Below are 26,839 nucleotides of genomic sequence, written 5' to 3'. Positions count from 1 at the left end.
AAGGAACCAGCGTCGAATTTGCGGGACGCATCAGATCTGGCTGTGCGGCTCCCGGCTTGGTTTGCCTGCGGAGAGAAGCTTAGATCCGCACTACTGCAGCGCTAGCCGCAGCGCACCATAACGGTACCGTGACGATGCACGCGGTATCGTTGCTGGCTTCGTTCGCGATTGCCCTTCGCCGCTGCTGCAGCGATTCCAGACCGGCAACCGCTGCGTGCCGCCTGTGTTGCGCATCGCCGCAACGCCGACACGCTCCCTCTCGCTTCCTTGCCCGGAGACGCTGCCGCATGGTGTTTCGTATTTCCATCGCGCTTGTAGCCTTGCTGGTGCTGATCGCGGGCCTCGCGCCCGGCCCGTTCGACGACGTGGTGCAAGCGGCGCTGGCCCAGGTCATCCGCGGCGCCGGCTGGATGTATTTGCTGGTGGTGTTCCTGACCCTGGCCTTCATGCTGTATCTGGCCTTCGGTCGCTTCGGCCATCTGCGCATCGGCGGCGAGGACGCCGAGCCGGACTTCTCCCGCGCCAGTTGGCTGTCGATGCTGTTCGCCGCCGGCATGGGCATCGGTCTGGTGTTCTGGGGCGCGGCCGAGCCGATCTCGCACTTTCTCAAGCCGCCGGAAGGGCTGGCACCGCAAAGCATGGAGGCGGCGCGCGCCTCGATGCGCTACGCGTTCTTCCACTGGGGCCTGCATCCCTGGGCGGTCTATGCGTTGATCGGCCTGGCGATGGCCTGGTTCCAGTACAACCGCAACGGCCGCGGATTGGTCAGCGACATGCTGCAGCCGGTCATCGGCCGCCACCACCGCGGCTGGGTCGGCCATGCGGTGAATATCGCCGCGGTCGTGGCCACCGCGATCGGCGTGGCCACCACGCTGGGCTTCGGCACGATCCAGATCGCCGCCGGCCTGCACCGCGTGTTCGGCGTGCAGGCGAGCATCCCCGTGCAGATGGCCATCATCGCCGTGGCTTTCGTGCTGTACATGGCCTCCACCGCCAGCGGCGTGGAGCGCGGCATCAAGTGGCTGTCCAACTTCAACCTGGCGCTGGCCGCGCTGCTGCTGGCCGCGGTGCTGGTACTGGGCCCGACCGGCTTCATCTTCGACACCTTCACCACCACGCTCGGTTCCTATCTCAACCAACTGGTGACGATGAGCTTGCGCATGTCGCCGTTCTCCGGCAGCAAGTGGGTGGCCGAATGGACCATCTTCTATTGGGCCTGGTGGATCGCCTGGGCGCCGTTCGTCGGTGCGTTCATCGCCCGCGTCTCGCGCGGGCGCAGCATCCGCGAGTTCGTGGTGGGCGTGGTGCTGGCCCCCACCCTGCTCGGCTTCGTATGGTTCTCGGTGTTCGGCGGCGCTGCGCTGTGGGCGCAGCTGTTCGGCCATGTCGACATGCTGCAGGCGCTGGGCAACGGCTACGAGACGGTGCTGTTCACCCTGTTCGACAGCCTGCCTGGTTCATTGCTGCTGTCCAGCGTGGCATTGCTGTTGCTGACGATCTTCTTCGTCAGTTCGGCCGATTCGGCGGTGCTGGTACTGGCCAGCATGTCCACCGACGAAGCCGGCGATCCGCCGCTGGCGCGCAAGCTGGTATGGGGCGTGGCGGTGGCGCTGATCGCGGCGGTGCTGTTGCTGGCCGGGGGCCTGGATGCGCTGCAGGGCATGATCACCATCGCCGCGTTGCCGTTCGCGGTGCTGATGGTGCTGGTGATCGTGTCGCTCTATCGCGTGCTGGACGCCGAGCACACGCGGGAACGCCGACGCGATCGACGCGCCAGGCACATGATCGAGGAATGGATCGCGCGCGAACAGGCGGCGCAGGAACAGACCCGCACCGAGGCCGGGCGCACGCAAGCGCAGGAGTGAGCGCGCGGGCGGCAGCGCCGACCCGCGCATCAACACAACGCGCCGGCCGCCGCACGCGAGCCGGCCGCGACACCGCCGCGGCGCAGGCTCAGTAGCCGGCGGCCTGCCCGTCCTTGCGGCTTTCCGAGGCGCCGTAGTACACGCCGCTGGCCGGATCGCGGAGGATCGCCTGATAACCGCCATACGGGCCATCGGCGAAGATCACGCGGTGGCCCTTGCGCATGAGCGCGCGGATCGTGTCGTAGGAAAAGCCGGTTTCCAGATTCAGCTCGCCGCCGTCGCTCATCGCCGTGGCCTGCCCGGTCGGCTCGGTGGACCCTTCGTGCTGGATCCGCGGCGCGTCGCCGGCTTCCTGCAGGTTCATGTGGAAATCGATCAGGTTCATCACGATCTGCACGTGGCCCTGCGGCTGCATCGCCCCGCCCATCACGCCGAAGCTCAGCCACGGCTTGCCGTCCTTGGTCACGAACGCCGGGATGATGGTCTGGAACGGGCGCTTGCCCGGCGCGTAGCCGTTGGGGTGATCCTTCTTCAGCACGAACATCTCGCCGCGGTCCTGCAGGATGAAGCCCAGCCCCGGCGGCGCCATGCCGCTGCCCATGCCGCGGTAGTTGGACTGGATCAGCGACACCATCATGCCGTCGGCATCGGCCACGGTCAGGTAGATGGTGTCGCCCTCTTCCAACTGCTTGGGCGTGCCCGGCTGCACTTCCTTCAAGGCCTTGTCCATCGAGATCAGCGCGCGACGCTGCGCGGCGTAGTCCTTGGAGATCAGCTTGGCCAACGGCGCCGGCTGGAACGCCGGATCGGCGTAGAAGCGCGCGCGGTCGGCGAAGGCCAGCTTCTTGGCCTCGGTGAACAGATGGATGTGCTCGGCCGAGCCGAACGCGATCTTGGAGAAGTCGTAGCCCTCCAGGATGTTGAGCATCTGCAGCGCGGCGATGCCCTGGCTGTTGGGCGGCAGTTCCCACACGTCGTAGCCGCGATAGTTGCTGCTGACCGGCTCGACCCATTCGCCATGGTGGCTGGCCAGGTCGTCGTAGCTGAGGAAGCCGCCGTTGGCCTTGAAATAGGCGTCGATGGTGCGCGCGATCGGCCCCTTGTAGAACGCGTCGCGGCCGCCGTCGGCGATCTGCTGCAAGGTGTCGGCCAGGTTCGGGTTCTTCCACAGTTCGCCCTTGCGCGGCGCATGGCCGTCGATGGTGAACTGCTCCTTGAAGCCGGGATACTGCGACAGCCGCGGCACCGAGCGGTCCCAGTAGTAGGCGATGGTCTCGGCCACCGGGTGGCCCTCGCGCGCGTAGCGGATCGCCGGCGCCAGGTTCTGCGCCATCGGCCTGCGCCCGAAGCGTTCGTGCAGCGCGAACCAGCCGTCCACCGCGCCCGGTACCGACACCGGCAGCGGCCCGGTCGGCGGAATGTCCTTCAAGCCGCGGCGCTGGAATTCGGCCAGGGTCAGCGACTTGGGCGAACGGCCCGAACCGTTGTAGCCGTAGAGCTTGTGCGTCTTCGGATCCCACACGATCGCGAACAGGTCACCGCCGACGCCGTTGCCGGTCGGCTCCATCAGTCCGAGCGCGGCGTTGGCGGCGATCGCCGCATCCACCGCCGACCCGCCCGCCTGCATCGTGTCCAGCGCGATCTGCGTGGCCAGCGGCTGCGAGGTGGCGGCCATCGCGTGCGGCGCGATCACCTCCGAGCGCGTGGCGAACGCCTGGCCGGTGACGCGGTCGGCCGCAGTGGCCAGTGCCGGCAGGCCCAGCGCAAGCGCCAGGCAGGCCAAGGAAAACTTCGAAACGGACATGCGCATTCCCCGCAGCGGATACCGCGCCACCCTACCCGAGCGGAGCCGCGCGCGCAGCTGCGGCGGCGCCAGCGCATCTGGAGCGAGCCCGATGCAGCGCGATGACGACAGCGTCGCGGCGCTGCATCCGACGCGCAGACACTCAGCGCAACGCCAGCGTCTGTTGCCCGGCATCCAGGCGCCGCAGCAACTCGGCCTGCGGCGCCAGCTGTGCGACCAGCACCGGACGCGCCTGTTGCAGTTGCGCGCGCGCTTCGTCGCGCCGGTCGAGGGCCAGCAGCGCTTCGGCCAACGACACCCGTGCCATCGCGGTGGGCACCGCCGCACTGCCCAGTTCGGCCTGGTTCGCCTGCACCACACTTTCCCAGCCGCGCAGCGCCGCGGCGCTGTCGCCGGCGTGTTGCGCCAACTCCGCGGCCAACATGTCGCGCCGTCGCTGCAGTTGCGTCGACGGCCAGCCGGCCGCCGGCCGGAGCGCGTCCAGCTCGCGTTGCGCACGCGCCAGCTCGCCGCTGCGCATGTGCAGCTCCACCTGGCTCAGGCGCTGCACCAGTTGCCGCGGATGATCGGCGGGATACAGCCGCGCCATACCCTCGTAGGCATGCCGCAACAGCGGCTCGGCTTCGCCCAGCCGGCCCTGGCGCATCAGCATGCGGCCCAGGTTGCCCTCGGCGTTGAGCGTCATCGGGTTGTCCGCGTCCAGCGCCTGCCGGCGGATCTGCCAGGATTGCCGATACAACTTCTCGGCCGTCGGCAGATCGCCGCGCGATTCCTCCAGCGTGGCCAGGTTGTTGAGATAGCGCGCATGGTCGACGCTCTGCGCCAGGCCCAGCGCCGGCAACATCGCCAGCGCTTGCAGATAGTGCACGCGTGCCGCAGCGAAATCGCCGGCATCCTGGTACACCGACGCCAGTTCGTTTTCCGCATCGGCCAGCAGCGGACTGCGCGCACCGTACAGCGCGCGCGACAGTTCCAGGTTGCGCTGCATCAGCGCGCTCGCCGCCGGCAAGGCGCCGCGTGCCGCCAGCGTCTTGGCCAGGCCTTCGGCGCTGTGCAGGTAGTCGACGCTGCGCGCGCCGAAGTCGCGCTGCTTCAGCGCCAGCGCGCGCCGGTACCAGTGCTCGGCCTGCACCAGATCGCCGTTGGCCTTGAACACCTGGCCCAGGTTGTGCATCGCCGTGGATGGACCGCCGTCGGTCTTCCCACCCGGCTGCATGCGCAGCGCCAGCGAGCGCTGCAGCATCGCCACGGCCTCGTCGGTGCGGCCGACCCGGCTCAACGCCAGACCCATCGCATTGGTCGCCTTGGCCAGCGCGTCGCGCTCTTCGCCGGGTTCGGCCAGACGCAGCGCCTCGGTGGCCGCGGCCAGCGCCGCAGCGCCGCGATCCTGGTTGTACAGCAGCACCGCCAGGTCGCTGAGCGCCTGCGACGCCGACGCCGGTTCGCCCACCTGTGCGCTGCGCAATTCGCGCGCGGCCTGGCGCAGCAACGTCTCGGCACGCGCGTCCTGGCCAAGGTTCATATAGGCGCGGCCGAGCGTGGCGCGCAGCCGCGCGCGCACCGCCGGCGATTGCGCCAGGCCCCGGTCGAGCTGCGCGGCGGAACGGTCCAGCACCTGCTGCGCGCTGATCGTCGCGGTGCCCTGGGCGCCGCGGCTGCGCGGGTCGGCGGCATCGAACGCATCGGTCATGAACTGGCTGACCTGCAGTGCGATCGCCGCTTCGCGCTGCGCCTGCGCGCGGGTCTCCAGCAGGCGCCACATGAAGCCGGCGCTGAGCAGCAGCACCGCCGCGGCCACCGCGCTCTCGCGCCAGCGCCGGCGCAGCAGGCGGGCCAGCGCATAGCGGCGACCGCCGCGGCGCGCCTGCACCGGGCGGTGGCCGAGATGGCGCTGCAGATCGGCAGCCAGCTCGGCGACGTTGGCGTAGCGCTGCGCCGGATCCTGCGCGCAGGCCTTGGCCGCGATCGCGTCGAGATCGCCGCGCAGCTGCCTGCGCAACGCCGGCAGCTGCGCCAGCGCGCTCGGCGGGGGACAAGCCGCGTCGGTCCCGGCGTGCGCCGGCAGGCGCTGCGCGGACAGCACTTCGCTCAGCATCACGCCCAGGCTGTAGACGTCGCCGGCCACGCCCACCGGCTGCCCGGCCAGCAGTTCCGGGCTGGCGTAAGGCGGCGTGCAGAAGCGGCCGCGCTCGGCGCCGTCGGCCGCGTCCTGCAGCCGGGCGATGCCGAAGTCCAGCAGCACCGGCTCGCCGTCGGCGCGGACCAGCACGTTGCCCGGCTTCAGGTCGCAATGCAGCACCAGGCGCTGGTGCGCCGCCTGCACCGCGCGGCAGATGCGCAGGAACAGTTGCAGCCGTGCAGGCAGGTCCGGCGCCTGCGCCTGCAGGTAGCGGTCCAGGGCGACGCCGTCGACGTACTCCATCACCAGGTACGGCTGCCCGCCCGGGGTGGCGCCGCCGTCGTACAGGCGCGCGATATTGGGATGCTGCAGGCTGGCCAGGATCTGCCGCTCGGCGGCGAGGCGCTGCGCGGTCAGCGCGTCGGGCAGGCCGCGCAGCAGCTTCACCGCCACCTGCCGCTGATATTGCTCGTCCGCGCGCTCGGCGACGAACACGCTGCCCATGCCGCCGCTGGCCAGGAAGCGGGTCAGCCGCCACGGGCCGAGCCGGTCGCCTACGCCCAGTTCCGGCGCGGCCATGCGTCCGGCCAGCGCCCGCAACGGCGCGGCCAACTGCTGCAACTGCACGGTCTGCGCGGCGAGCAGGGCCAACGCCTCCTGCACCAGCGCCGGATCCTGGCTGAGCCGCTGCAGGGTCGGCTGCCACTGCGCCGGCGGCAGGTCGCAGACCGATTCGAACAGCTGGCGCACCTGTTGCCAGCGTTCGTCGCTCATGGGCGGCCAGGATCGGCGCTGAGTTCGCGCTTGAGCCAGGCGCGGGCGATGCGCAGGTCGCGCTCGACGGTCGGCACCGACACCTCGAGCAGGCAGGCGATCTCGTCGTGGGTCATGCCGCCGAAATAGGCCAGCTCCACCGCATGCGCCGCGCGCGGGTCGAAACCGGCGAAGCGCTGCAGCGACTGGTGCAGGGCCAGCACCTGGTATTCCTCGCTGGGCGCGGCGCCGTCGCGGTCGGCATGCGACAGGGTCATCATCATCGCCCCGCCGCCGCGCTTGGCGGCCAGGTTGGCGCGCGCGTAGTCGACCAGCACCGCGCGCATCTTCAACGAGGCCAGGGCGAAGAAATGCACCCGGTCGCGGTACTCCACGTCGGCGTCGAGCATGCGCAGCAAGGCTTCGTGGACCAGCGCGGTCGGCTGCAGCAAGGCATCGCCTTGGCGCGCCGCCATGCGCGCGGCGGCCATCTCGCGCAGCGCGGCATAGACCAGTTCCAGCAATTGCGCTTCGGCCTGCGCGTCGCCGCTGCGCCAGCGCTGCAGCAGGCCGGTGACCTGCGCGCTCTCGGCCACGGCCGACGCGGAGGCCTTGCGCGGAGCGACCGCCACGGGAAGAGGTTCGGAATGCATGCGCCGGATCGTCGAACAGGAGTGATTGAAGGTGGCCGGCAACGGCCGGGCCGTGGCAGCCGCGCCAGATTACCGCAGGATGGCGACCGCCTGTTGACGCCGCGTGGCAGGCGCGGAAGACGCCGATTTTCCGCGCAATCGGACGTGCATTCGCTGCGCCGGCGCACCGTTTCAGGCGTAACGATGCTGTGCTGGTGCGGCTTTCGGCACATTCGCTGTTTCGCAGCAGCAGCAGGGTTGACAGCCCCGCAAAGGCCATGTTTATCTCGCTGCATGTTGCATCGCCACACCAGCCCGAAGCCGACCCGCCTGCCCGCCGCGCTGCGCGCGGACGCCGCCGCGTCGCTCCTCGTACTCGTGCTTATTACCTCGCCCACAAGTGCGGGACGAACCGGCGTGTAAGCGACAAGCAGCCTGGATTCGATCAGACCCCGCACCGGCAACGGCGCGGGGTTTTTCATTTTAGTAACCGCGAAACACACGTTTCCCTTCCTACCCACACCGTTCCGAGGACATTCGCCCCATGACCAGTTCCGCCCAGCCCACCACCAAGATCGCCATCGTCGGTTACGGCAGCCAGGGCCGCGCGCATGCGCTGAACCTGCGCGAGTCCGGCTTCGACGTCACCGTCGGCCTGCGCGCGGGCGGCCCGACCGAAGCCAAGGCGCAGGCCGACGGCTTCGTGGTGAAGAGCCCCGCCGAGGCGGTCAAGGACGCCGACCTGGTCGCGGTGCTGACCCCGGACATGGTGCAGAAGAAGCTGTACGACGAAGTGCTGGCGCCGAACATGAAACAGGGCGCCTGCCTGCTGTTCGCGCACGGCCTGAACGTGCATTTCGACATGATCAAGCCGCGCGCCGACCTGGACGTGGTGCTGGTCGCGCCGAAGGGCCCCGGCGCGCTGGTGCGCCGCGAGTACGAGATCGGCCGCGGCGTGCCGTGCATCTGGGCGGTGTACCAGGACCAGAGCGGCAAGGCCGAGCAGTTCGCGCTCGAGTACGCCGCCGGCCTGGGCGGCGCGCGCGCCAACCTGATCAAGACCACCTTCAAGGAAGAGACCGAGACCGACCTGTTCGGCGAGCAGGCGGTGCTGTGCGGCGGCGCCTCGTCGCTGGTCCAGGCCGGCTTCGAAGTGCTGGTGGAAGCCGGCTACCAGCCGGAAATCGCCTACTACGAAGTGCTGCACGAACTGAAGCTGATCGTGGACCTGTTCTACGAAGGCGGCATCACCCGCATGCTCGAGTTCGTCTCCGAAACCGCGCAGTACGGCGACTACGTCAGCGGCCCGCGGGTCATCGACGCGGCTACCAAGGAGCGCATGCGCGACGTGCTGACCGACATCCAGAACGGCACCTTCACCAAGAACTGGGTCGCCGAATACGAAGCCGGGCTGCCGAACTACAACAAGTTCAAGCAGGCCGACCTGGAGCACCCGATCGAAGTGGTCGGCAAGCAGCTGCGCGCCAAGATGGTCTGGCTGAACGGCGACGCCGCTGCCGCCAAGCCGGCCGCGACCGGCCAGCAAGCCGCGTAACCGCGGCTCCCCCACCCGCTTTTACCGAAAGGTCGCCACCGTATGAACTCCTCCGCTCACGGCACGCCCCGCAACGGCGCGCGCTGGCTGACGCAGGCCCTGGAAGCCGAAGGCGTGGACACGCTGTTCGGCTATCCGGGCGGCACCATCATGCCGTTCTACGACGCGCTGGTAGACAGCCAGCTCAAGCACATCCTGGTCCGCCACGAGCAGGGCGCGGCGCTGGCCGCCAACGGCTACGCCCGCGCCAGCGGGCGGGTCGGGGTCTGCGTCGCCACGTCCGGCCCGGGCGCCTCCAACCTGGTCACCGGCATCGCCGACGCGATGCTGGACTCGGTGCCGATGATCTGCCTGACCGGGCAGGTCGCCACGCCGCTGCTGGGCACCGACGCGTTCCAGGAACTGGACGTGTTCGGGCTGACCCTGCCGATCGTCAAGCACAGCTTCCTGGTGCGCCGCGTGGACGACCTGCCGCAGGTGCTGCGCGACGCGTTCCGCATCGCCCGCGAAGGGCGTCCGGGGCCGGTGCTGATCGATCTGCCCAAGGACGTGCAGTTGGGCGACGCCTCGCACCTGCCCGACCACGTGCCGGCCGCGGTGCCGACCCCGCCGGCGCCGCATGCCGCGGCCCTGGCCGAAGCGCTGGCGGCGATCGCCGGCGCCGACAAGCCGGTGATCTACGGCGGCGGCGGCATCGCCCTGGCCGATGCGGTGGACGCGTTCCGCCAGTTCGTCGACACCACCCGCATCCCCACCGTGCTGACCCTGCGCGGGCTGGGCGCGCTGCCGCACGGGCATCCGCACTACCTGGGCATGCTAGGCATGCACGGCACCCGCGCCGCCAACATGGCGGTGCAGGAGTCGGACCTGCTGATCGTGGTCGGCGCGCGCTTCGACGACCGCGCCACCGGCAAGCTGGCCGAGTTCGCCCCGTTCGCGCGGGTCATCCACCTGGATGCCGACGCCTGCGAGATCTCCAAGCTGCGCCATGCCGACATCGCCGTGCCCGGCGACGTGGCCGAGGCGCTGCGCGCGCTGAGCGCGGCGACCAGCACCTGCGAGGCGTGGCATGCGCGCTGCGTCGGCCATCGCGAAAAATTCGGCGCCCGCTACGACGCGCCGGGCGACGACATCTACGCGCCCGGCCTGCTGAAGCGGCTGAGCGAGCTGGCCCCGGCCGACACCGTGATCGCCTGCGATGTCGGCCAGCACCAGATGTGGGTGGCCCAGCATTGCCGCTTCAACCATCCGCGCAACCACCTGACCAGTGGCGCGCTGGGCACGATGGGCTTCGGCCTGCCGGCGGCGATGGGCGCGCAGTTCGCCTGCCCCGAGCGCACCGTGGTGCTGGTCAGCGGCGACGGCAGTTTCATGATGAACGTGCAGGAGCTGGTCACCATCGCGCGCTGCAAGCTGCCGGTGAAGATCGTGCTGCTGGACAACAGTTCGCTGGGCATGGTGCGGCAGTGGCAGGAACTGTTCTTCGCCGAGCGCTACAGCGAGATCGACCTGTCCGACAACCCGGACTTCGCCGCGCTGGCGCAGGTGTTCGGCATCCCGGCCAAGCGCATCACCGCGCGCGGCCAGGTCGAGGACGGCCTGGCCGAACTGCTGGCGCAGCCGGGTCCGGCGCTGCTGCACGTGGCCATCGACGCGCGCGCCAACGTGTGGCCGCTGGTGCCGCCGAACACCGCCAACAGCACCATGCTGGAGAGCAACCCCGCGACCCAGCGCCAGGAGATCCCCCATGCGATACCAGCTTGACCTGGTGCTGAAGCCGGCCGAAGGCGCGCTGCTGCGCGCGATCGGCATGGCCGAGCGGCGCGGCTTCGCGCCGCTGTCGATCAGCGGCGCGTCTGCGCCCGACGATGCCGGCCGCTGGCACCTGCAGATGGTGGTGGACGGCATTCGCCCCGGCGAGAGCCTGCGCCTGCAGATGGAGAAGGTGTACGACTGCGAGTCGGTACGGGTGACTGCGTTGGACGTGGTGCCATGATCGGGCCGGGAGTGGGGAATCGGGAATCGGGAATCGGCAAGCGCGCCGACGGCCGCGCGGTCGCCGCTGCCGCGCCGGCGATCCGCCAGCGCCATGGCCTCACGCGGAGGAGTCTTCTTCCACGGAGGTCGCTTCTTCGGGCACAGGATTCGCATGTCGAATCCCTACTCCCCACTCCCCAGTCCCGGCCCCTTCATGCCTGACACCGGCCGCCCCGCCCCGCAGGAACCCGACGTAGGCGACGTAGCGGTCAGCGTCGCCGACGTGCTGGCCGCGCAGGCGCGGCTGCGCCGCTACCTGCCGCCGACGCCGGTGCACTACGCCGAGCGGTTCGGCGTGTGGCTGAAGCTGGAGAACCTGCAGCGCACCGGCTCCTACAAGGTACGCGGCGCGCTGAATGCGCTGCTGGCCGGGCTGGAGCGCGGCGACGAGCGCACCATCATCTGCGCCTCGGCCGGCAACCATGCGCAGGGCGTGGCCTGGGCCGCGCACCGCCTGGGCGTGCAGGCGATCACGGTGATGCCGCACGGCGCGCCGCAGACCAAGATCGCCGGCGTCGCCCATTGGGGCGCCACCGTGCGCCAGCACGGCGACAGCTACGACGAGGCCTACGCCTTCGCCCGCGAACTGGCCGAGCAGAACGGCTACCGCTTCCTGTCCGCGTTCGACGACCCGGACGTGATCGCCGGCCAGGGCACGGTCGGCATCGAGCTGGCCGCGCACGCCCCGGACGTGGTGATCGTGCCGATCGGCGGCGGCGGCCTGGCCTCCGGCGTGGCCCTGGCGCTGCGCTCGCAGGGCGTGCGCATCGTCGGCGCGCAGGTCGAGGGCGTGGATTCGATGGCACGGGCGATCCGCGGCGATATCCGCGCGATCGACCCGGTGCCCACCCTGGCCGACGGCGTCAAGGTTAAAATCCCCGGGTTCATCACCCGCCGGCTGTGCGCCAGCCTGCTCGACGACGTGGTGATCGTGCGCGAGGCGGAACTGCGCGAAACGCTGGTCCGTCTGGCGCTGGAGGAGCACGTCATCGCCGAGGGCGCCGGCGCGCTGGCCCTGGCGGCCGGCCGCCGCGTCTCCGGCAAGCGCAAATGCGCGGTGGTGTCCGGTGGCAACATCGACGCCGGCGTGCTGGCGACGCTGCTGTCGGAGGTGCGCCCACGCGCGCCACGCAAGCCGCGCCGCCGCAATGCCGAGCGACTTCGCAACCAACGTGCCGCCGCCCCGCCCGCTTCCGCTCGCCCCGCGTCTTCGCTCTCCCATCCGCCAGCCACCGCCGCCGTAGAGGAAACCATCTGGTGAACACTTCGTCTTCTTCCCAGACCCCCCGCATCCGCATCTTCGACACCACCCTGCGCGACGGCGAGCAATCCCCCGGCTGCAGCATGACCCCGCCGCAGAAGCTGGTCATGGCGCGCGCCCTGGCCGAGCTGGGCGTGGACATCATCGAGACCGGCTTCCCGGCCAGTTCGCAGTCCGACCGCGAGGCGATGGCGCTGATCGGCCGCGAACTGCGCGAGCCGACCCTGGCGGTGCTGTCGCGCTGCCTGGCCACCGACATCGAGACCTCCGCGCGCGCGCTGGAGGCGGCGGCCAAACCGCGCCTGCACGTGTTCCTGTCGACCAGCCCGCTGCACCGCGAGCACAAGCTGCGGATGAGCCGCGAGCAGGTGCTGGAATCGGTGCGCAAGCACGTGTCGCTGGCGCGCCAGTACGTGGACGACGTGGAGTTCTCGGCCGAGGACGCCACCCGCACAGAGGAAGACTTCCTGGCCGAAGTGACCGCGGTGGCGATCGCCGCCGGCGCCACCACCATCAACCTGCCCGACACGGTCGGCTTCACCACGCCCGAAGAGATCCGCGGCATGTTCGCGCGGTTGATCGCCAGCGTGCCCGGCGCCGAGCGGGTGATCTTCAGCACCCACTGCCACAACGACCTGGGCCTGGCCGTGGCCAACTCGCTGGCCGCGGTGGAAGGCGGCGCGCGGCAGGTGGAATGCACCATCAACGGCATCGGCGAGCGCGCCGGCAACTGCGCGCTGGAAGAGATCGCGATGGCGCTGAAGGTGCGCAACGCGTTCTACGAGATCGACACCGCGATCAACACCCAGCGCATCGTCGCCAGCTCGCAGCTGCTGCAGCGGCTGGTCGGCATGCCGGTGCAGCGCAACAAGGCGATCGTCGGCGGCAACGCCTTCGCCCACGAGTCGGGCATCCACCAGCACGGCATGCTGCGCCACCGCGGCACCTACGAGATCATGCGTCCGGAAGACGTGGGCTGGGAGTCCTCGCAGATGGTGCTGGGCCGTCACAGCGGCCGCGCCGCGGTCGAGCAGCGCCTGCGCGCGCTGGGCTACGTGCTGGAAGAGGCGGAACTGAACCTGGCATTCGAGGCGTTCAAGGCGCTGTGCGAACAGCAGCGCGTGGTCAACGACGCCGACCTGCAGGCGATGATGCAGGACGCGCCGGAAAGCCAGGGCTACCGGCTGTCGTCGATGACCGTCAGCGACCGCGGCCAGCGCGCCAGCGCGCAGGTCGAGCTGTCCGATCCGGACGGCCAACGGGTCAGCGAGCGCGCCGAAGGCGACGGCCCGGTGGATGCGCTGTTCGCCGCGCTGGCCGCGGCCACCGGCGTGCAGCTGACCCTGGACAGCTACCAGGTGCACAGCGTCGGCATCGGCGCCGACGCGCGCGGCGAAGCCAACCTCAGCGTGCGCCACGGCGAAATCGAATACGACGGCAGCGGTACCAGCCGCGACATCATCGAGGCCAGCGCGCTGGCCTGGCTGGACGTGGCCAACCGCGTGCTGCGCCAGCGCCAGGGCGTGCATGCCAGCGCCGCCACCGCGGCCGCCTGAGCACATGAGCGCAACCATCGTGCCCGCCGCCGGCCAACGCTGGAACGCGCAGGGCTATGCCGACGATGCCGGCTTCGTGCCGGCACTGGGCATGCCGGTGCTGGAGCTGCTGGCACCACAGCCGGGCGAGCGGATCCTCGACCTGGGCTGCGGCGACGGCGTGCTGACCGCCAAACTGGCGGCCAGCGGCGCCGAGGTGCTCGGCGTGGACGCATCGCCCGAACTGGTCGACGCCGCACGCGCACGCGGCGTGGACGCGCAGGTGCTGGATGGCCATGCGCTGGCGTTCGAGCAGCGTTTCGATGCGGTGTTCAGCAATGCCGCACTGCACTGGATGCGCGAGCCGGACCTCGTGCTCGGCGGCGTGCGCCGCGCGCTGCGTCCGGGCGGTCGCTTCGTCGGCGAATTCGGCGGCCACGGCAACGTGGCGGCGATCGTCACCGCGCTGCATGCGGCGCTGCGCCTGCATGGCGCGCCGGCAGCAGCGTTCGCCTGGTTCTTCCCCAGCGCCGACGCCTATGCGCAGCGCCTGCAGGCGCATGGATTCCAAGTGCTGCAGATCGCGTTGCTGCCGCGGCCCACGCCGCTGCCGACCGGCATGGCCGGCTGGCTGCGCACCTTCGCCGACCCGTTTCTGGTCGGCCTGAACGCCACGACACGGCAGGACGTTCTCGCTACTGCCGTCGCATTGCTGACGCCAACGCTGTGCGACGATCGCGGCCGCTGGAGCGCCGACTACGTCCGCCTGCGCTTCCACGCCATGGTACCGGCCCAGGCCGACGCCTGAGCCCGCCCGTTCCAGACCCACGCAAGGTTATCGGCAATGAACCCAGCCCCCCGCACCCTGTACGACAAACTGTGGGACGCGCATGTCGTCGTCCCCGAAAGCGGCACCGCCCCGGCGGTGCTGTACATCGACCTGCACCTGATCCACGAGGTGACCTCGCCGCAGGCGTTCACCGAACTGAAGGCGCGCGGGCTCTCGCCGCGCCGTCCCGACCGCACCAAGGCGACGATGGACCATTCCACGCCGACCCTGCCGCGCGGCGCCGACGGCAAGCTGCCGTACTACACCAAGGCCTCCGAAGCGCAGGTGGACATGCTCGCGCGCAACTGCGCCGACTACGGCATCGAGCTGTTCGACATGGCCTCGGACAACCGCGGCATCGTGCACGTGATCGCGCCCGAGCAGGGCTTCACCCAGCCCGGCATGACCATCGTCTGCGGCGACAGCCACACCTCCACGCATGGCGCTTTCGGGGCATTGGCGTTCGGCATCGGCACCAGCGAGGTCGGCTACGTGCTGGCCACGCAATGCCTGCTGCAACGCAAGGCCAAGACCATGTCGATCACCGTCGACGGGCCGCTGGCGCCGGGCGTCGGCGCCAAGGACGTGATCCTGCACATCATCGGCGTGATCGGGGTCAACGGCGGCACCGGCCACGTGCTCGAGTACCGCGGCTCCACCATCGAGGCGATGGACATGGAGCAGCGCATGACCCTGTGCAACATGTCGATCGAGGCCGGCGCGCGCGCCGGCATGGTCGCGCCGGACCAGGTCACCTTCGACTGGATGGCGAACACGCCGCGCGGGCCCAAGGGTGCTGAGTTCGACGCCGCGGTGCAGCGCTGGTCGCAGCTGCGCAGCGATCCGGGCGCGCGCTTCGACGTGGACGTGCGCATCGACGCGCGCGACATCCGCCCGACCCTGACCTGGGGCACCCACCCGGGCACCGCGATCGCGGTGGACGTGCCGATTCCGGCGGCGCAGGACGCGGCCGCGCAGAAGGGCCTGGACTACATGCATTTCGAATCCGGCCATGCGCTGATCGGCACCCCGGTGGACGTGGTGTTCGTCGGCTCGTGCACCAACGGCCGGCTCAGCGACATGCGCGAAGTGGCGCAGGTGCTGCGCGGCCGCCGCGTCGCGCCGAACGTGCGCATGCTGGTGGTGCCGGGCTCGGAGATCGTCAAGCGCCAGGCCGAGGCCGAGGGCATTCACGAGGTGGTGCGCGCCGCCGGCGCCGAGTGGCGCGAATCCGGCTGCTCGATGTGCATCGCGATGAACGGCGACCTGGTCGCGCCGGGGCAACTGGCGGTGAGCACCAGCAACCGCAATTTCGAAGGCCGCCAGGGTCCCGGCTCGCGCACCTTGCTGGCGTCGCCGATGACCGCGGCCTGGGCCGCGGTGAACGGCAAGGTCAGCGACCCGCGCACGCTGTTCGCGGAGGTCGCGTGATGGTGCCGCACATCGCCGCGCTCGCGGCCACGCTGACCTTCGTCGCCGCCACCACCCGTGCCTTCGCCCATCGCGGCAAGCCGCTGCTGCCGCCGCACGTCCCCACTCCGGCGCTGCCGCCGGCGACGCTGCCCGACGCGGCCGTCGCCGCCACCGCCACCGCCACCGTGTCACAGGAGACCTGCTGATGGCCGGATTCGCCGCCCTCACCTCGGCCAGCGTGGTGCTGCGCCAGACCAACATCGATACCGACCAGATCATCCCGGCGCGGTTCCTGTCCACCACCGAGCGCGCCGGCCTCGGCCGCAACGCGTTCAACGACTGGCGCTGGCAGGCCGACGGCACGCCGAACCCGGAATTCGCGTTCAACCAGCCGCAGAACGCCGGCCGCCAGATCCTGCTGGCCGGGCGCAACTTCGGCTGCGGCTCCTCGCGCGAACACGCGCCGTGGGCGCTGACCGACCTGGGCCTGCGCGCCATCGTCAGCAGCGAGATCGCCGACATCTTCCGCAACAACAGCCTCAAGAACGGGCTGCTGCCGATCGTGCTGGACGAGGCCGATGTGCAGACCCTGATGCAGCGCCCGGACGACGCGCTGACCGTGGATGTGGCCGCGCGCGAACTGCGCACGCCCGACGGCCGCGTCTACCCGTTCCCGCTCGACGAGTTCTCGCAGACCTGCCTGCTCGAAGGCGTCGACGAACTCGGCTACCTGCTGCTGCGCCAACCCGCCATCGAACAGTACGAGGCCACCCATGCACGCTGACATCGTCGTCCTGCCCGGCGACGGCATCGGCCCCGAAGTCGCCGCCGCCGCGGTCTCGGTGCTGCGCACCATCGCCCGCCGCTACCAGCACACGTTCGAATTCCACGAACACGACATCGGCGGCATCGCCATCGACCGCCACGGCGAGCCGCTGCCGGCAGCGACGCTGGCCGCCTGCCAGCAGGCCGACGCGGTGCTGCTGGGCGCGGTCGGCGGGCCGAAGTGGTCCGATCCCAACGCCAAGATCCGCCCCGAGCAGGGCCTGCTGGCGATCCGCCGCGGCCTGGGCCTGTTCGCCAACCTGCGCCCGGTCAAGCCGCATCCGGCGGCGCTGGACGCCTCGCCGATCAAGCCGCACCTGCTCACCGGCGTGGACATCGTGGTGGTACGCGAGCTGACCGGCGGCATCTATTTCGGCGACAAGACCCGCACCGCCACCGACGCCAGCGACCTGTGCCGCTACAGCGTCGAGGAGATCGAACGGGTGCTGCGCAGCGCGTTCCGCCTGGCCCAGCAGCGCCGCAACCACGTCACCTCGGTGGACAAGGCCAACGTGCTGGAGACCTCGCGGCTGTGGCGCGACGTGGCCACGCGCATCGGCCGCGACGAATTCCCGGACGTGCGCCTGGAGCACCAACTGGTCGATTCGATGGCCATGCACCTGCTGGCCAAGCCGCGCGAGTACGACGTGATCGTCACCGAGAACATGTTCGGCGACATCCTCACCGACGAGGCGTCGATGCTCGCCGGTTCGCTGGGGCTGCTGCCGTCGGCGTCGCTGGGCGAAGGCCGGATCGGCCTGTACGAGCCGATCCACGGCTCGGCCCCGGACATCGCCGGCAAGGGCATCGCCAATCCCTACGCCACCATCCTCAGCGCCGCGCTGCTGCTGCGCCATTCGCTGGGCCTGGATGCCGAAGCCGAGGCGATCGAGCAGGCCGTGGACGCCGCGCTCAACGCGCACGCCTTCACCGCCGACCTCGCCGCCCCCGGCCATGGCATTTCCACCAACGCGGCCGCACGCGCGGTGGTGGAGCAGCTGCAGGCGCATGGGTCGGTGGAGGCCGAGATTCGCGAGTAGGTAGTGGGATTGGTCACTGCGTTCGGTCGCTGCGCGGATAGGCAGCGGCCGAAGGCTCGCGCGTCGGGCGGCGCGGATCGCTCCTGTAGGAGGGGCTTCAGCCCCGACAGGATTCCGCGCCGCAGGCTCGCCGTGCTGTGTGTCGCGGCTGAAGCCGCTCCCACAAGGGTGCACCTGCGCTTTGGCGCCTAGCCGATCACCCGATCGCGGCCTTCGTGCTTGGCCTGGTACAGGCGCTGGTCGGCCAGCACCAGCAATTCGCGCCGGCTCTGCAGCGCCGGGCTGACGCAGGCGAAACCGACGCTGGCCGTGCACTGCACGGTGCGCCCATCGACGTCGTGGACCACGATCGCGGCGACGCGGCGGCGCAGATCGTCAAGCCGCGTCCGCGCCTGTTCGCGGTCCAGGCCCGGCAACACCAGCAGGAACTCCTCGCCGCCGTGGCGCGCGGCGAAGGCCTGTTCGCCGAGCGTGGCGCGCAGCACCTCGCCGACCCGGCGCAGCACTTCGTCGCCGATCTCGTGGCCGTGGCGATCGTTGATCCGCTTGAAGTTGTCGATGTCCAGCAGCGCCACGCACAGCGGCGTTTGCGTGGCCCGCGCATGCTCCAGCGCGGCAGTCAGGTGCGGATCGGCGGTGCGCCGGTTCGGCAGGCCGGTCAGCGCGTCGTGGCCGGCTTGGTAGGCGAGCTTGCGCACCAGCTCCTCGCGCTCGAAATCGGCCAGCTTCAGCGCCAGATTCTTCGCGCGCAGTTCGTGGGTGCGCTCGGCGATGATGCGGTTGAGCCGGCGCTGGCGGCGCAGGTAACGATTGCTGCGGCCGCGGTACCACCACAGCAGCAGGCCACTGAACGCGATCGCCGCGATCACCACGAACGGACCGCGCTGCCAGAACGGCGGCACCACGTCCAACTGCAGCGAAGCGCGCCCGACCAGATCGCTGCGCGACCAGTCCATCGCGTTGGTGGTCGCCTGCACTTCCAGCCGGTAGTCGCCAGGCGGCAGGTTGGTATAGACCGCCTCCTCGCTGCTGCCGGCCTCGATCCACTCCCGGTCGAAGCCATGCAGGCGATAGCGGTAGCGCATCTTGTTCGGCGAGCGGAAACTCAGTCCGGCGTAGTCGACGCTGAGCCGGCCGACGCTGCCGGGCAAGCTGTAGTCGGCGCGCAACGGCTGCTCGCGGCCATCGACCTGCAGCCGCTCGATCACCACCGCCGGTGCGCGCAGCGAATGCCGGCTGGGCAGTGCCGGGTCGATCAGCGCCAAGCCGGCGGAGGTCGGGATCAGCAAGGTGCCGTCGCGGCTCAGCCAGCCGGCCGGCGCGCTGCTGCCGTTGCCCTGGCTGCCGGGCATGCCGTCGCTGCGATCCACCACGTCCACCGCCAACTGCGCGCGGCGGCCTGCATCCAGTTGCGCGATGCTGTCGCGGGCGATGCGGAACACGCCCTGGTTGCTGGTCACCCACAGATGGCCCTGGCCATCGTCGATGACCCGGAACAGCTTGTCGCGCGGCAGCCCGACACGATGGTCGTAGATGCGGAAGCGACCATTGCGCAGGCACAGCAGGCCGCGGTCGCTGGCGATCCACAGCGCGCCGTCGGCGTCCTCCAGGAAATCGAACGCGTTGTGCGCGGGGAACGCGGCGCCGGCCGGCCAGCGGCGCAGCGTGCCGCCGGCCGACAGCGCCGCGATGCCGTCGCTGGTGCCGATCCACAGCACGCCGGCGCGATCGCGGTACAGCGCCTGCACCTGCAGCGCCGGCAGCCCGTCGGCCAGTGTGTACAGGCGGGTGCGGCCACGGTTGCGATAGGCCAGGCCGGCATTGCTGCCGACCCACAGCCCGCCGTCCGCATCCTGCAACAGCGCCCGCACCATGGCCTGCGGGATCCCGGCCTCGGTGCCGAGCCGTTGCCGGACCGCACCGTCGGGCGCCAGCAACAGGACTCCCTGGTTGTAGGTACCGACCCACATGCCGCCATCGTTGGCCGCGGCCAACGCCAGCACCGACGGATCGCGGCCGGCGGCGGCGATGCGCAACGTGGCGATGCGGCCGTGCTGCCAGCGATCGAGGCCCGCGGCATGGCCGATCCAGACCGCGCCATCGGCGCTCTGCTGCACCACGCGTACGTAATCGCCGCCGAGGCCGTCGTGCCGGGTCAGGCCGCCGGCATCGCCCACGGCGATGCGGAACAGGCCGTCGGTGCTGCCGGCCCAGATCAGGCCTTCGCGGTCTTCGATCAGCGCCGGACTGACCACGCCGGAGATCGACAGCATCTCCTCGCTGACCCCGCTCGACGAGCGCCGCAGCAACTGGCCGCTGGACAGGCTCATCCACAACTCGCCCTGGCGATCCTGCAACGCGGCATCCACGCGCTGGCCCTGGCGCAACCACTGCAGCGCGCCGTCGTCGTGCAGCCAGAACACGCCGGCGTCGCCGGCGACCAGCAGCCCGCCGTCGCGGTCGCGGCTCAGCCGCCGTACCGGCGCAGCGCGCATCGCCTCCGTGCGGCCCCAACGCCGCGCGCGGCCCGAGGCCGGGTCGAGGCGGAACAGCCCGTGCCCGGTGCCGACCAGCACGCTGCCATCGGCCTGCTGCAGCAGCGCCGCCACCCGCGTTTTCGGCAGCCCGGCGGCTGCGCCGGCCGCGCTCAGGCGGCCATCGGCCTCGATCCGGAACAAGCCGTCCTCGCTGCCGACCCACAACGCACCGTCGCGGGCACGCAACATCGACGCCACCTGCAGCCGCTGCGCAGGCGCATCGCCCAGATGCTCCCAGGTGCCGCCCGCGTAGCGAAATACGCCGTCGTAGGCGGTGCCGACCAGCACCCCGCCGTCGCGTTCGGGCACGATCGCGAACACACCGGACATCTCCATGCCCGGGGTGTTCTGCCGGTCGAACACGGTGAAGGCGCGGCCATCGAAGCGCGCCACGCCTTCCCAGGTCCCGATCCAGAGCAGGCCGTCGCGGTCCTGCGCCAGCGCATGCACCAGGTTGTGCGGCAGGCCTTCGTCCATCGTCCAGCGCACCACCGTCGGCCGGTCGGTGATGCTGCGCGCGGTCGCCGGCAGCGTTGCCTGGGCCACAGCGGACCCTGCCGCGCAGCAGGCGCACAGCAGCATCAGGAAAAAACCGATGCGCCCGCGCAGGCGTCGGCGCAGCGCAGACGCGCTGCCGATGGTTGTGTGACGCCGGTCCCCCTGCTCCATTGCTTCCCGAATCATGCCCTCGGCAGCACGCGGTCTCCAAACCGCACGAGAAGCCAATTTATCACTACATGTTCGCCGCCGATGTCAGGACGTTCCTCACATTGCCGAACGGCGGCAGTCCATGACGCCGCTCAGGCCCAATGCCAGGCGCACCCATCCGTTCGATCGGCGGACCAGGGCGGGCACGGCTGACATCCTGAATAGTGAACTTAAGGGTGTAGTATAAATATCGAACCGACTGGTCTAGTATTGCCGTCATGGTCAGCAAACCCGTTCTCTCCCCCAAAGCCTCTTCCCGCGCCGCCGGACCGGGCCGTCCGAAGGACATGGGCAAGCGTGCGGCGATCCTGGACGCGGCCAAGCACATGTTCACCGAACTGGGCTTCGGCGGGGTCAGCATGGACGGCATCGCTGCCCGCGCCGGGGTGTCCAAGCTCACCGTCTACAGCCATTACGGCGACAAGGAGACCCTGTTCGCCGAGGCGGTGCGCGCGCAGTGCCAGGCGCTGCTGCCCGACGACCTGTTCGGGCATGCGCTGAAAGGCCCACTGCGCGCCCAGTTGGTGGAGATCGGCCTGGCCTTCTTCGCGATGATCAGCAGCGAGGCGGCGATGGCGACGCACCGCATGATGCTCGCCCCCGGCACCGGCGACGAGCACGTGCGCGAGATGTTCTGGAATGCCGGTCCCAAACGCACCCAGCAGGATCTGGCGCAGTTGCTGCAGGCGCACGTGGCGGCGGGCGAGCTGGAGATCGCCGACCTGGGCCTGGCCGCCTCCCAGTTCTTCTGCCTGATCAAGGGCGAACTGCACTCGCTGATGATGTGCGGCCTGTGCCGCGACCCCAGCCGGGCGCGGATCCAGGCCCATGTCGAGGCCAGCGTGGATTTCTTCCTGCGCGCCTATGCGGCGCGCTGAGCCCGCGCCGGCCGGGCGGCCCGATGACTTCCGGCACTGCGCGCGGCGGCACCGCTGCGGCGATGCTGCAGCATACGCACGGCCCCCGCGCCGGCTAAAATGCGCGACCCACCGCGTTGGATGCCCCAGATGACGATCGACTATTCCCAAGCCCGCGAAACGATGGTTGAACAGCAGGTGCGTCCCTGGGACGTGCTCGACCTGCGCGTGCTCGACGTGCTGGCGCGGCTGCCGCGCGAGACCTTCGTGCCGCAAAGCCACCGCGCGGTGGCCTATGCCGATCTGGAAATCCCGCTGGGGCACGGCCAGTACATGATGAAGCCGGTGATCGAAGGGCGCATGCTGCAGGCGCTGGACCTGCAACCGGGCGAGGACGTGCTGGAGATCGGCACCGGCAGCGGCTTCATCAGCGCCTGCCTGGGCGAGCTCGGCCGCGAGGTGGTCAGCCTGGAGATCGAGCCGGCCCTGGCCGCCGCCGCACGCGCCAACCTGGATGCCGCCGGGCTGGGCAGCAACGTGCGCATCGAGACCGCCGACGCGTTCGGCTGGCACAGCGAGCGCCGCTTCGACGTGGTCTGCGTCACCGCCGCGGTCACCGAGATCCCGGCGCAGTTCCTGGCCTGGCTGCGGCCCGGCGGCCGCCTGTTCGCGGTCCGCGGCCGCGCCCCGGTGATGGACGCGGTGCTGGTCCACGCCGATGCCGGTGCGCCACGCGTGGAATCGCTGTTCGAAACCGACCTGGCGTACTACCTGCGTGGCGCCGCGCCAGTCCCCCAGTTCACATTCTGATCCATCAAGGAAGCCGCAATGATCCGCCGATCCCTCGTTCTGGCGCTGGCCGCCGCGCTGTTTCCGCTGGCCGCCAACGCCACGGACCTGCTGCAAGTCTACGAAATGGCCCGCAATAGCGACCCGCAGCTGGCCAGCGCGGAATCGAACCGGCTGTACGAAAAGGAAGGCGCGGTGCAGGCGCGCGCGGCGCTGCTGCCGCAGATCAACGGCACCGCCTCGCTGCAGCGCAGCCATAGCGAAACGCAGCGCGGCAGCGGCGAACTGGACAACACCGGCAAGAGCCGCAGCTACGCGATCCAGGGCCAGCAGACCCTGGTCAACTTCGCCCAGTTCTCGACCCTGCGCGCGCAGAAGGCGCGCAGCCTGGCCGCCGACTACACCCTGGCATCGGCCAACGACGACCTGATCGTGCGCACCTCGGCCGCCTACTTCAACGTGCTGGTGGCGATCGAGTCGCTGGTCGCCGCGGAAACCAACGAAGCCGCTGCCAAGAAGCAGTTCGACTACGCCGACAAGCGCCTGGAAGTGGGCCTGGCACCGATCACCGACGTGCACGAAGCGCGCGCCGAGTACGACCAGGCGCGCGCCGACACGATCACCGCGCGCAATTCGTTGCAGGACCTGTACCAGGCACTGACCGAGATCACCGGGCAGCCGGTGCACGACCTGCGCAGCCTGCCGGAGGATTTCCGTCCGCAGCTGCCGGCCGAGAGCGGCAACATCGACAGCCTGATCGCTTCGGCGCTGGACAAGAACCCGTCGCTGCGCGCCTACCAGTACCAGGTGCAGCAAGCCGAAGACAACGTCTCCACCGCCCGCGCCGGCCATCTGCCGACGCTGAACCTGTCGGCCAGCGCCGGCCGCGATGCCAGTTGGGGCGACAACCTCTCAGGCAGCAATTCGCCGCGCGCGGACAGCAACGTCATCGGCCTGACCTTGAACATCCCGATCTTCGCCGGCGGCGCGACCCAGTCGGCGGTGCGCCAGGCGCTGTCGCAGCGCGACATCGCCCAGGACACGTTCGAGCAGCAGAAGCGCGCGCTCGACCGCAATACCCGCAACGCCTACCAGACCGTCGTCGCCGGCATCAGCGAAATCGAGGCGCGGCGCCTGGCGGTGGTCTCGGCGCAGGCCGCGTACGACGCCTCGCAGGTCGGCCTGGAGGTGGGCACGCGCACCGTGCTGGACGTGGTGCAGAACCAGCGCACCCTGTACCAGGCGCAGCTGAACTACGCGCAGTCGCGCTACAACTTCCTGCAGAACCGCCTGCTGCTGAGCCAGGCGCTGGGCTCGCTGGACGTGGCCGAAGTGCAGTCGATCAACGCGCTGCTGACGCAGAGCGCCGAATCCAAGCTCAACTCCGCCAGCAGCACCCAGTAACGCTGCGCCGGCAACTGCGCTACCGCGAACGGCGGGCCTTCGGGTCCGCCTTTTTGCTTGGGGATGGCGTAAGGGTGGAAGGAACGTCTGATGGCGCCAGAGACTTCCGATCGAGATCAGGATGCCACTTGTAGGAGCGGCTTCAGCCGCGACGGCGTTACCGATAGATCCTGTCGCGGCTGAAGCCGCTCCTACAACGCGCAGCCAACTGCAATGCCCGCGTCGAAACCGCGTTACTCGTTCGCCGGCGCGTCGTGCGCCAGCGGCGGCAGATGCTCGGCGATCAGTTGCAGCGCGCGCTGCAGCGCGCCGCGGCCGTTGGCGACCAGCGCGCAGCCGGCTTCGGCCATGCGCGCGCGCGCGGCCGCGTCGCCGAGCAATTCGTGCAGTGCCGCGCAGACCCCTGCGGCGTCTTCGCAGATCGCCACCGCGCCGGCCTCGCGCATGCGCCGCGAGATCTCGGCGAAGTTGTGCAGGTGCGGCCCGCTCACCGACGGCGTGCCGACCGCGGCCGGCTCCAGCAGGTTGTGCCCGCCGATCGGCTGCAGGCTGCCGCCGACGAAGGCGACCTGGGCGCAGGCGTAGAACATCATCAGTTCGCCCAGCGTATCGATCACGAACACGCTGTCCTCGGCGCCGGGCCACTGCTGCTGGCGGCGCGTGGCCACGCGCCAGCCCTGGTCGCGCGCCAGCGCCTCGACCTTGGCGAAACGTTCGGGATGGCGCGGCGCCCACAGCAGCAGCAGGTCCGGCCAGTGCCGGCGCAGTTGCCGGTGCATCTCGATCACCGCCGCCTCCTCGCCCTCGTGGGTGCTGGCGGCGATCCACACCGGCCGGGTCGCCGCCACGCGTTCGCCGAACGCGGCGACGAACTGCGGCAACTGCGCGGGCACGGCGATATCGAACTTCAGGTTGCCCAGCGCGCGCACCTGCTGCGGATTGGCGCCGAGTTCGATGAAGCGTTCGGCATCGGCCTGCGACTGCGCGGCCACGCAGGTGACGGTGCGCAGCGCGCGCCCGATCAACGGCCGCAGCAGGCGGTAGCCGCGCAGCGAGCGCGCCGACAGCCGCGCGTTGAGCACGTAGACCGGGATGTCGCGGTCGCGGCAGCCGAACAGCATGTTCGGCCACAGCTCGGTTTCCAGGATCAGCGCCAGGCTCGGGCGGAAATGCTGCAGGAAGCGGCCAACGCTGCCGGGCACGTCGTACGGCAGGTAGACGTGGTCCAGCGCATCGCCCCACAGCGCACGCACCCGCTCCGATCCGGTCGGGGTGATGGTGGTGATCACCCAGCGGATGTCCGGGCGCTGCGCGCGCAGCGCGTTGACCACCGGTGCGGCGACGTTGACCTCACCCACCGACACCGCGTGCAGCCACACCCGCGGCCGCCCGCGCGCCTGCGGATACGAGGCGTAGCGCTCGTCCCAGCGCTGGAAGTACTGGCGCACGCGGAACCCGCGCCAGACCAGGTGATAGACGGTGACCGGCAGCAGCATGTACAGCACGGTCGAGTACAGGCCGCGCAGCAGCCGTTCGATGAAATCGTTGCGCATCGCGAAAGCATAGCGGGTTGCGTCGTGCAGGCGGCAGACATCGCGACCGTGGTCACCAAGCGGAGACGCCGCCGTGCCGCGCCAATGCCGCGCTGCCCGCTCCCGGCTAAACTTGGCGCATGTCCGATCCGACCCCCGCTCTTCCGTCCGCCGCCACCACGGCCACGCCGCCGCCGCGCTCGCCGCGGCACTGGCCGACCTGGCTGCTGCTCGGCATCGCCGTGGCCATCGCGCGGCTGCCCTGGCTGCTGCAACGCGCGCTCGGCCGCGGCGTCGGCTGGATCGCGTTGCGCCTGGCCAGCAGCCGCCGCCATGCCGCCGAGGTCAACCTGAAGCTGTGCTTCCCCGAACAGAGCGAGGCTTGGCGCACGCGCCTGCTGCACGACAGCTTCGACGCGCTGGGCGTGGGCGTATTCGAGTTCGCGCGCGCCTGGTGGGGCAGCATCGGCCCGATCCGTCGCCGCACCCGCATCGAAGGCCTGGAGCACCTGCGCGCGCTGCAGGCGCAGGGGCGCGGCGTGCTGCTGGTGTCGGGCCATTTCATGACCCTGGAGATGTGCGGCCGGCTGCTGTGCCAGTACGTGCCGCTGGCCGGCATGTACCGCCGCCACCGCAACCCGGTGTTCGAATGGGCGGTCAAGCGCGGCCGCCTGCGCTACGCCATCGCCATGTTCGCCAACGAGGACCTGCGCGGCAGCGTGCGCCACCTCAAGCGCGGCGGCTTCCTGTGGTACGCGCCGGACCAGGACATGCGCGGCAAGGACACGGTGTTCGTGCCGTTCTTCGGCATGCCCGCCTCCACCATCACCGCCACGCACCAATTGGCGCGGCTGACCGGCTGCGCGGTGGTGCCGTATTTCCACCGCCGCGAAGGCGCCGACTACGTGCTGCGCATCGCTCCGCCGCTGGAAAATTTTCCATCGCAGGACATGGTTGCCGACACCGCGCGGGTCAATGCCGCGATCGAGGCCATGGTGCGCGAAGCGCCGGCGCAATACCTGTGGATCCACCGCCGCTTCAAGCGCCAGCCCGGCGGCCGCAGTACGTTCTACGAGCGCGATTGAGCGGGGTGTAGGTACGGGCGCGGCCTCGTGCCCCCAAACTCCGCGAGTCGCTTTCGCGCCGGACCCTCACCCCAACCCCTCTCCCGGTGGGAGAGGGGCTCGGCTGCTCCCTTCTCCCACCGGGAGAAGGTGCCCCGCAGGGGCGGATGAGGGTACGGGCGCAGCCTCGTGCACCCAACTCCACGAGACGCTTCGCGCCGTACCCTCACCCCAACCCCTCTCCCGATGGGAGAGGGGCTAGCGCTGCTCCCTTCTCCCG

The 26,839-nt window shown here is 70.3% G+C and carries 20 protein-coding genes; 15 read left to right on the top strand and 5 right to left on the bottom strand.

Annotation, left to right across the window (positions count from 1 at the left end):
• Positions 1-287 precede the first annotated feature (287 nt).
• Positions 288-1,865, top strand: coding sequence for a BCCT family transporter (locus tag HEP75_RS04395; RefSeq protein ID WP_185822301.1), 1,578 nt, complete (start codon positions 288-290; stop codon positions 1,863-1,865).
• A gap of 88 nt (positions 1,866-1,953) precedes the next feature.
• On the opposite strand, the gene ggt is transcribed toward HEP75_RS04395, so the two are convergent.
• From ggt to HEP75_RS04380, 3 genes are all read right to left on the bottom strand, one after another.
• Positions 1,954-3,669 carry a gamma-glutamyltransferase gene (gene ggt / locus HEP75_RS04390; protein WP_185825580.1) on the bottom strand — a complete coding sequence of 572 codons (1,716 nt, stop codon included), beginning with the start codon at positions 3,667-3,669 and terminating at the stop codon, positions 1,954-1,956.
• 142 nt (positions 3,670-3,811) lie between these two features.
• Positions 3,812-6,562 (bottom strand): serine/threonine-protein kinase, encoded by a 2,751-nt coding sequence (locus HEP75_RS04385; protein WP_185825579.1) that lies wholly within the window; start codon positions 6,560-6,562, stop codon positions 3,812-3,814.
• The gene (locus tag HEP75_RS04380; RefSeq protein ID WP_185825578.1) at positions 6,559-7,194 is read right to left on the bottom strand and encodes an ECF-type sigma factor; all 636 of its coding nucleotides are present in this window, start codon (positions 7,192-7,194) and stop codon (positions 6,559-6,561) included. Before HEP75_RS04380 ends, HEP75_RS04385 begins: the two co-directional genes overlap by 4 nt.
• A gap of 523 nt (positions 7,195-7,717) precedes the next feature.
• On the opposite strand from HEP75_RS04380, the gene ilvC reads away from it, so the two are divergent.
• From ilvC to leuB, 10 genes are all read left to right on the top strand, one after another.
• Positions 7,718-8,728, top strand: coding sequence for a ketol-acid reductoisomerase (gene ilvC / locus HEP75_RS04375; RefSeq protein ID WP_185825577.1), 1,011 nt, complete (start codon positions 7,718-7,720; stop codon positions 8,726-8,728).
• Positions 8,729-8,770: 42 nt separating this feature from the next.
• Positions 8,771-10,492 carry an acetolactate synthase 2 catalytic subunit gene (ilvG, locus tag HEP75_RS04370; protein ID WP_185822296.1) on the top strand — a complete coding sequence of 574 codons (1,722 nt, stop codon included), beginning with the start codon at positions 8,771-8,773 and terminating at the stop codon, positions 10,490-10,492.
• Positions 10,476-10,724 carry an ACT domain-containing protein gene (locus tag HEP75_RS04365; RefSeq protein ID WP_185825576.1) on the top strand — a complete coding sequence of 83 codons (249 nt, stop codon included), beginning with the start codon at positions 10,476-10,478 and terminating at the stop codon, positions 10,722-10,724. Before ilvG ends, HEP75_RS04365 begins: the two co-directional genes overlap by 17 nt.
• Before the next feature lie 195 nt (positions 10,725-10,919).
• Positions 10,920-12,026: a threonine dehydratase gene (locus HEP75_RS04360; protein WP_185823297.1), complete on the top strand. Its 1,107-nt coding sequence runs from the start codon at positions 10,920-10,922 to the stop codon at positions 12,024-12,026.
• Positions 12,023-13,582, top strand: coding sequence for a 2-isopropylmalate synthase (locus HEP75_RS04355; protein ID WP_185825575.1), 1,560 nt, complete (start codon positions 12,023-12,025; stop codon positions 13,580-13,582). The genes HEP75_RS04360 and HEP75_RS04355 overlap by 4 nt, the downstream gene beginning before the upstream one ends.
• A gap of 4 nt (positions 13,583-13,586) precedes the next feature.
• Entirely contained in the window at positions 13,587-14,369 is a 783-nt protein-coding gene (locus HEP75_RS04350; protein WP_185825574.1) for a class I SAM-dependent methyltransferase, read from the top strand.
• Positions 14,370-14,405: 36 nt separating this feature from the next.
• On the top strand, positions 14,406-15,821 hold the full coding sequence (gene leuC, locus HEP75_RS04345) for a 3-isopropylmalate dehydratase large subunit (protein ID WP_185825573.1): 1,416 nt from the start codon (positions 14,406-14,408) through the stop codon (positions 15,819-15,821).
• Positions 15,821-16,009 carry a hypothetical protein gene (locus tag HEP75_RS04340; protein ID WP_185826493.1) on the top strand — a complete coding sequence of 63 codons (189 nt, stop codon included), beginning with the start codon at positions 15,821-15,823 and terminating at the stop codon, positions 16,007-16,009. The genes leuC and HEP75_RS04340 overlap by 1 nt, the downstream gene beginning before the upstream one ends.
• Complete coding sequence (leuD, locus tag HEP75_RS04335; protein WP_185825572.1) at positions 16,009-16,587, top strand: 3-isopropylmalate dehydratase small subunit; 579 nt, start codon at positions 16,009-16,011, stop codon at positions 16,585-16,587. Before HEP75_RS04340 ends, leuD begins: the two co-directional genes overlap by 1 nt.
• Positions 16,577-17,668: a 3-isopropylmalate dehydrogenase gene (gene leuB / locus HEP75_RS04330; RefSeq protein WP_185822291.1), complete on the top strand. Its 1,092-nt coding sequence runs from the start codon at positions 16,577-16,579 to the stop codon at positions 17,666-17,668. Before leuD ends, leuB begins: the two co-directional genes overlap by 11 nt.
• Before the next feature lie 188 nt (positions 17,669-17,856).
• Here leuB and HEP75_RS04325 read toward each other — a convergent pair whose 3' ends face one another.
• Positions 17,857-20,751: a ligand-binding sensor domain-containing diguanylate cyclase gene (locus tag HEP75_RS04325; RefSeq protein WP_255423997.1), complete on the bottom strand. Its 2,895-nt coding sequence runs from the start codon at positions 20,749-20,751 to the stop codon at positions 17,857-17,859.
• Positions 20,752-21,131: 380 nt separating this feature from the next.
• Between HEP75_RS04325 and HEP75_RS04320 the strand changes: the two genes are divergently transcribed.
• The 3 genes from HEP75_RS04320 (at position 21,132) to HEP75_RS04310 (ending at position 23,963) form a co-directional block, all read left to right on the top strand.
• Positions 21,132-21,791: a TetR/AcrR family transcriptional regulator gene (locus tag HEP75_RS04320; RefSeq protein WP_185815318.1), complete on the top strand. Its 660-nt coding sequence runs from the start codon at positions 21,132-21,134 to the stop codon at positions 21,789-21,791.
• Between the two features lie 129 nt (positions 21,792-21,920).
• Entirely contained in the window at positions 21,921-22,580 is a 660-nt protein-coding gene (locus tag HEP75_RS04315) for a protein-L-isoaspartate O-methyltransferase (RefSeq protein WP_185815317.1), read from the top strand.
• 18 nt (positions 22,581-22,598) lie between these two features.
• Positions 22,599-23,963, top strand: coding sequence for a TolC family outer membrane protein (locus HEP75_RS04310; RefSeq protein WP_185822288.1), 1,365 nt, complete (start codon positions 22,599-22,601; stop codon positions 23,961-23,963).
• A gap of 233 nt (positions 23,964-24,196) precedes the next feature.
• Here the strand turns inward: HEP75_RS04310 and waaA are convergent, their stop codons facing one another.
• On the bottom strand, positions 24,197-25,516 hold the full coding sequence (gene waaA / locus HEP75_RS04305) for a lipid IV(A) 3-deoxy-D-manno-octulosonic acid transferase (RefSeq protein ID WP_185825570.1): 1,320 nt from the start codon (positions 25,514-25,516) through the stop codon (positions 24,197-24,199).
• Between the two features lie 119 nt (positions 25,517-25,635).
• On the opposite strand from waaA, the gene HEP75_RS04300 reads away from it, so the two are divergent.
• Positions 25,636-26,580, top strand: a complete 945-nt coding sequence (locus HEP75_RS04300) for an LpxL/LpxP family Kdo(2)-lipid IV(A) lauroyl/palmitoleoyl acyltransferase (protein WP_185822286.1) — start codon at positions 25,636-25,638, stop codon at positions 26,578-26,580.
• The last annotated feature ends 259 nt before the right edge of the window (positions 26,581-26,839 follow it).

Origin of the sequence: Xanthomonas sp. SI, from assembly GCF_014236855.1 — a bacterium.
Lineage (GTDB): Bacteria > Pseudomonadota > Gammaproteobacteria > Xanthomonadales > Xanthomonadaceae > Xanthomonas_A.
This window is presented reverse-complemented; position numbering and strand designations above follow the sequence as displayed.

Excerpts from the sequence above, each read along its gene's own strand:
- leuD (WP_185825572.1), top strand. The coding sequence starts at position 16,009 with ATGGCCGGATTCGCCGCCCTCACCTCGGCCAGCGTGGTGCTGCGCCAG.
- HEP75_RS04310 (WP_185822288.1), top strand. The coding sequence starts at position 22,599 with ATGATCCGCCGATCCCTCGTTCTGGCGCTGGCCGCCGCGCTGTTTCCG.
- HEP75_RS04385 (WP_185825579.1), bottom strand. The coding sequence starts at position 6,562 with ATGAGCGACGAACGCTGGCAACAGGTGCGCCAGCTGTTCGAATCGGTC.
- HEP75_RS04300 (WP_185822286.1), top strand. The coding sequence starts at position 25,636 with ATGTCCGATCCGACCCCCGCTCTTCCGTCCGCCGCCACCACGGCCACG.
- waaA (WP_185825570.1), bottom strand. The coding sequence starts at position 25,516 with ATGCGCAACGATTTCATCGAACGGCTGCTGCGCGGCCTGTACTCGACC.
- HEP75_RS04365 (WP_185825576.1), top strand. The coding sequence starts at position 10,476 with ATGCGATACCAGCTTGACCTGGTGCTGAAGCCGGCCGAAGGCGCGCTG.
- HEP75_RS04320 (WP_185815318.1), top strand. The coding sequence starts at position 21,132 with ATGGTCAGCAAACCCGTTCTCTCCCCCAAAGCCTCTTCCCGCGCCGCC.
- ilvC (WP_185825577.1), top strand. The coding sequence starts at position 7,718 with ATGACCAGTTCCGCCCAGCCCACCACCAAGATCGCCATCGTCGGTTAC.
- HEP75_RS04360 (WP_185823297.1), top strand. The coding sequence starts at position 10,920 with ATGCCTGACACCGGCCGCCCCGCCCCGCAGGAACCCGACGTAGGCGAC.
- HEP75_RS04380 (WP_185825578.1), bottom strand. The coding sequence starts at position 7,194 with ATGCATTCCGAACCTCTTCCCGTGGCGGTCGCTCCGCGCAAGGCCTCC.
- HEP75_RS04315 (WP_185815317.1), top strand. The coding sequence starts at position 21,921 with ATGACGATCGACTATTCCCAAGCCCGCGAAACGATGGTTGAACAGCAG.
- leuC (WP_185825573.1), top strand. The coding sequence starts at position 14,406 with ATGAACCCAGCCCCCCGCACCCTGTACGACAAACTGTGGGACGCGCAT.
- ilvG (WP_185822296.1), top strand. The coding sequence starts at position 8,771 with ATGAACTCCTCCGCTCACGGCACGCCCCGCAACGGCGCGCGCTGGCTG.
- HEP75_RS04395 (WP_185822301.1), top strand. The coding sequence starts at position 288 with ATGGTGTTTCGTATTTCCATCGCGCTTGTAGCCTTGCTGGTGCTGATC.
- ggt (WP_185825580.1), bottom strand. The coding sequence starts at position 3,669 with ATGTCCGTTTCGAAGTTTTCCTTGGCCTGCCTGGCGCTTGCGCTGGGC.
- HEP75_RS04350 (WP_185825574.1), top strand. The coding sequence starts at position 13,587 with ATGAGCGCAACCATCGTGCCCGCCGCCGGCCAACGCTGGAACGCGCAG.
- HEP75_RS04340 (WP_185826493.1), top strand. The coding sequence starts at position 15,821 with ATGGTGCCGCACATCGCCGCGCTCGCGGCCACGCTGACCTTCGTCGCC.
- leuB (WP_185822291.1), top strand. The coding sequence starts at position 16,577 with ATGCACGCTGACATCGTCGTCCTGCCCGGCGACGGCATCGGCCCCGAA.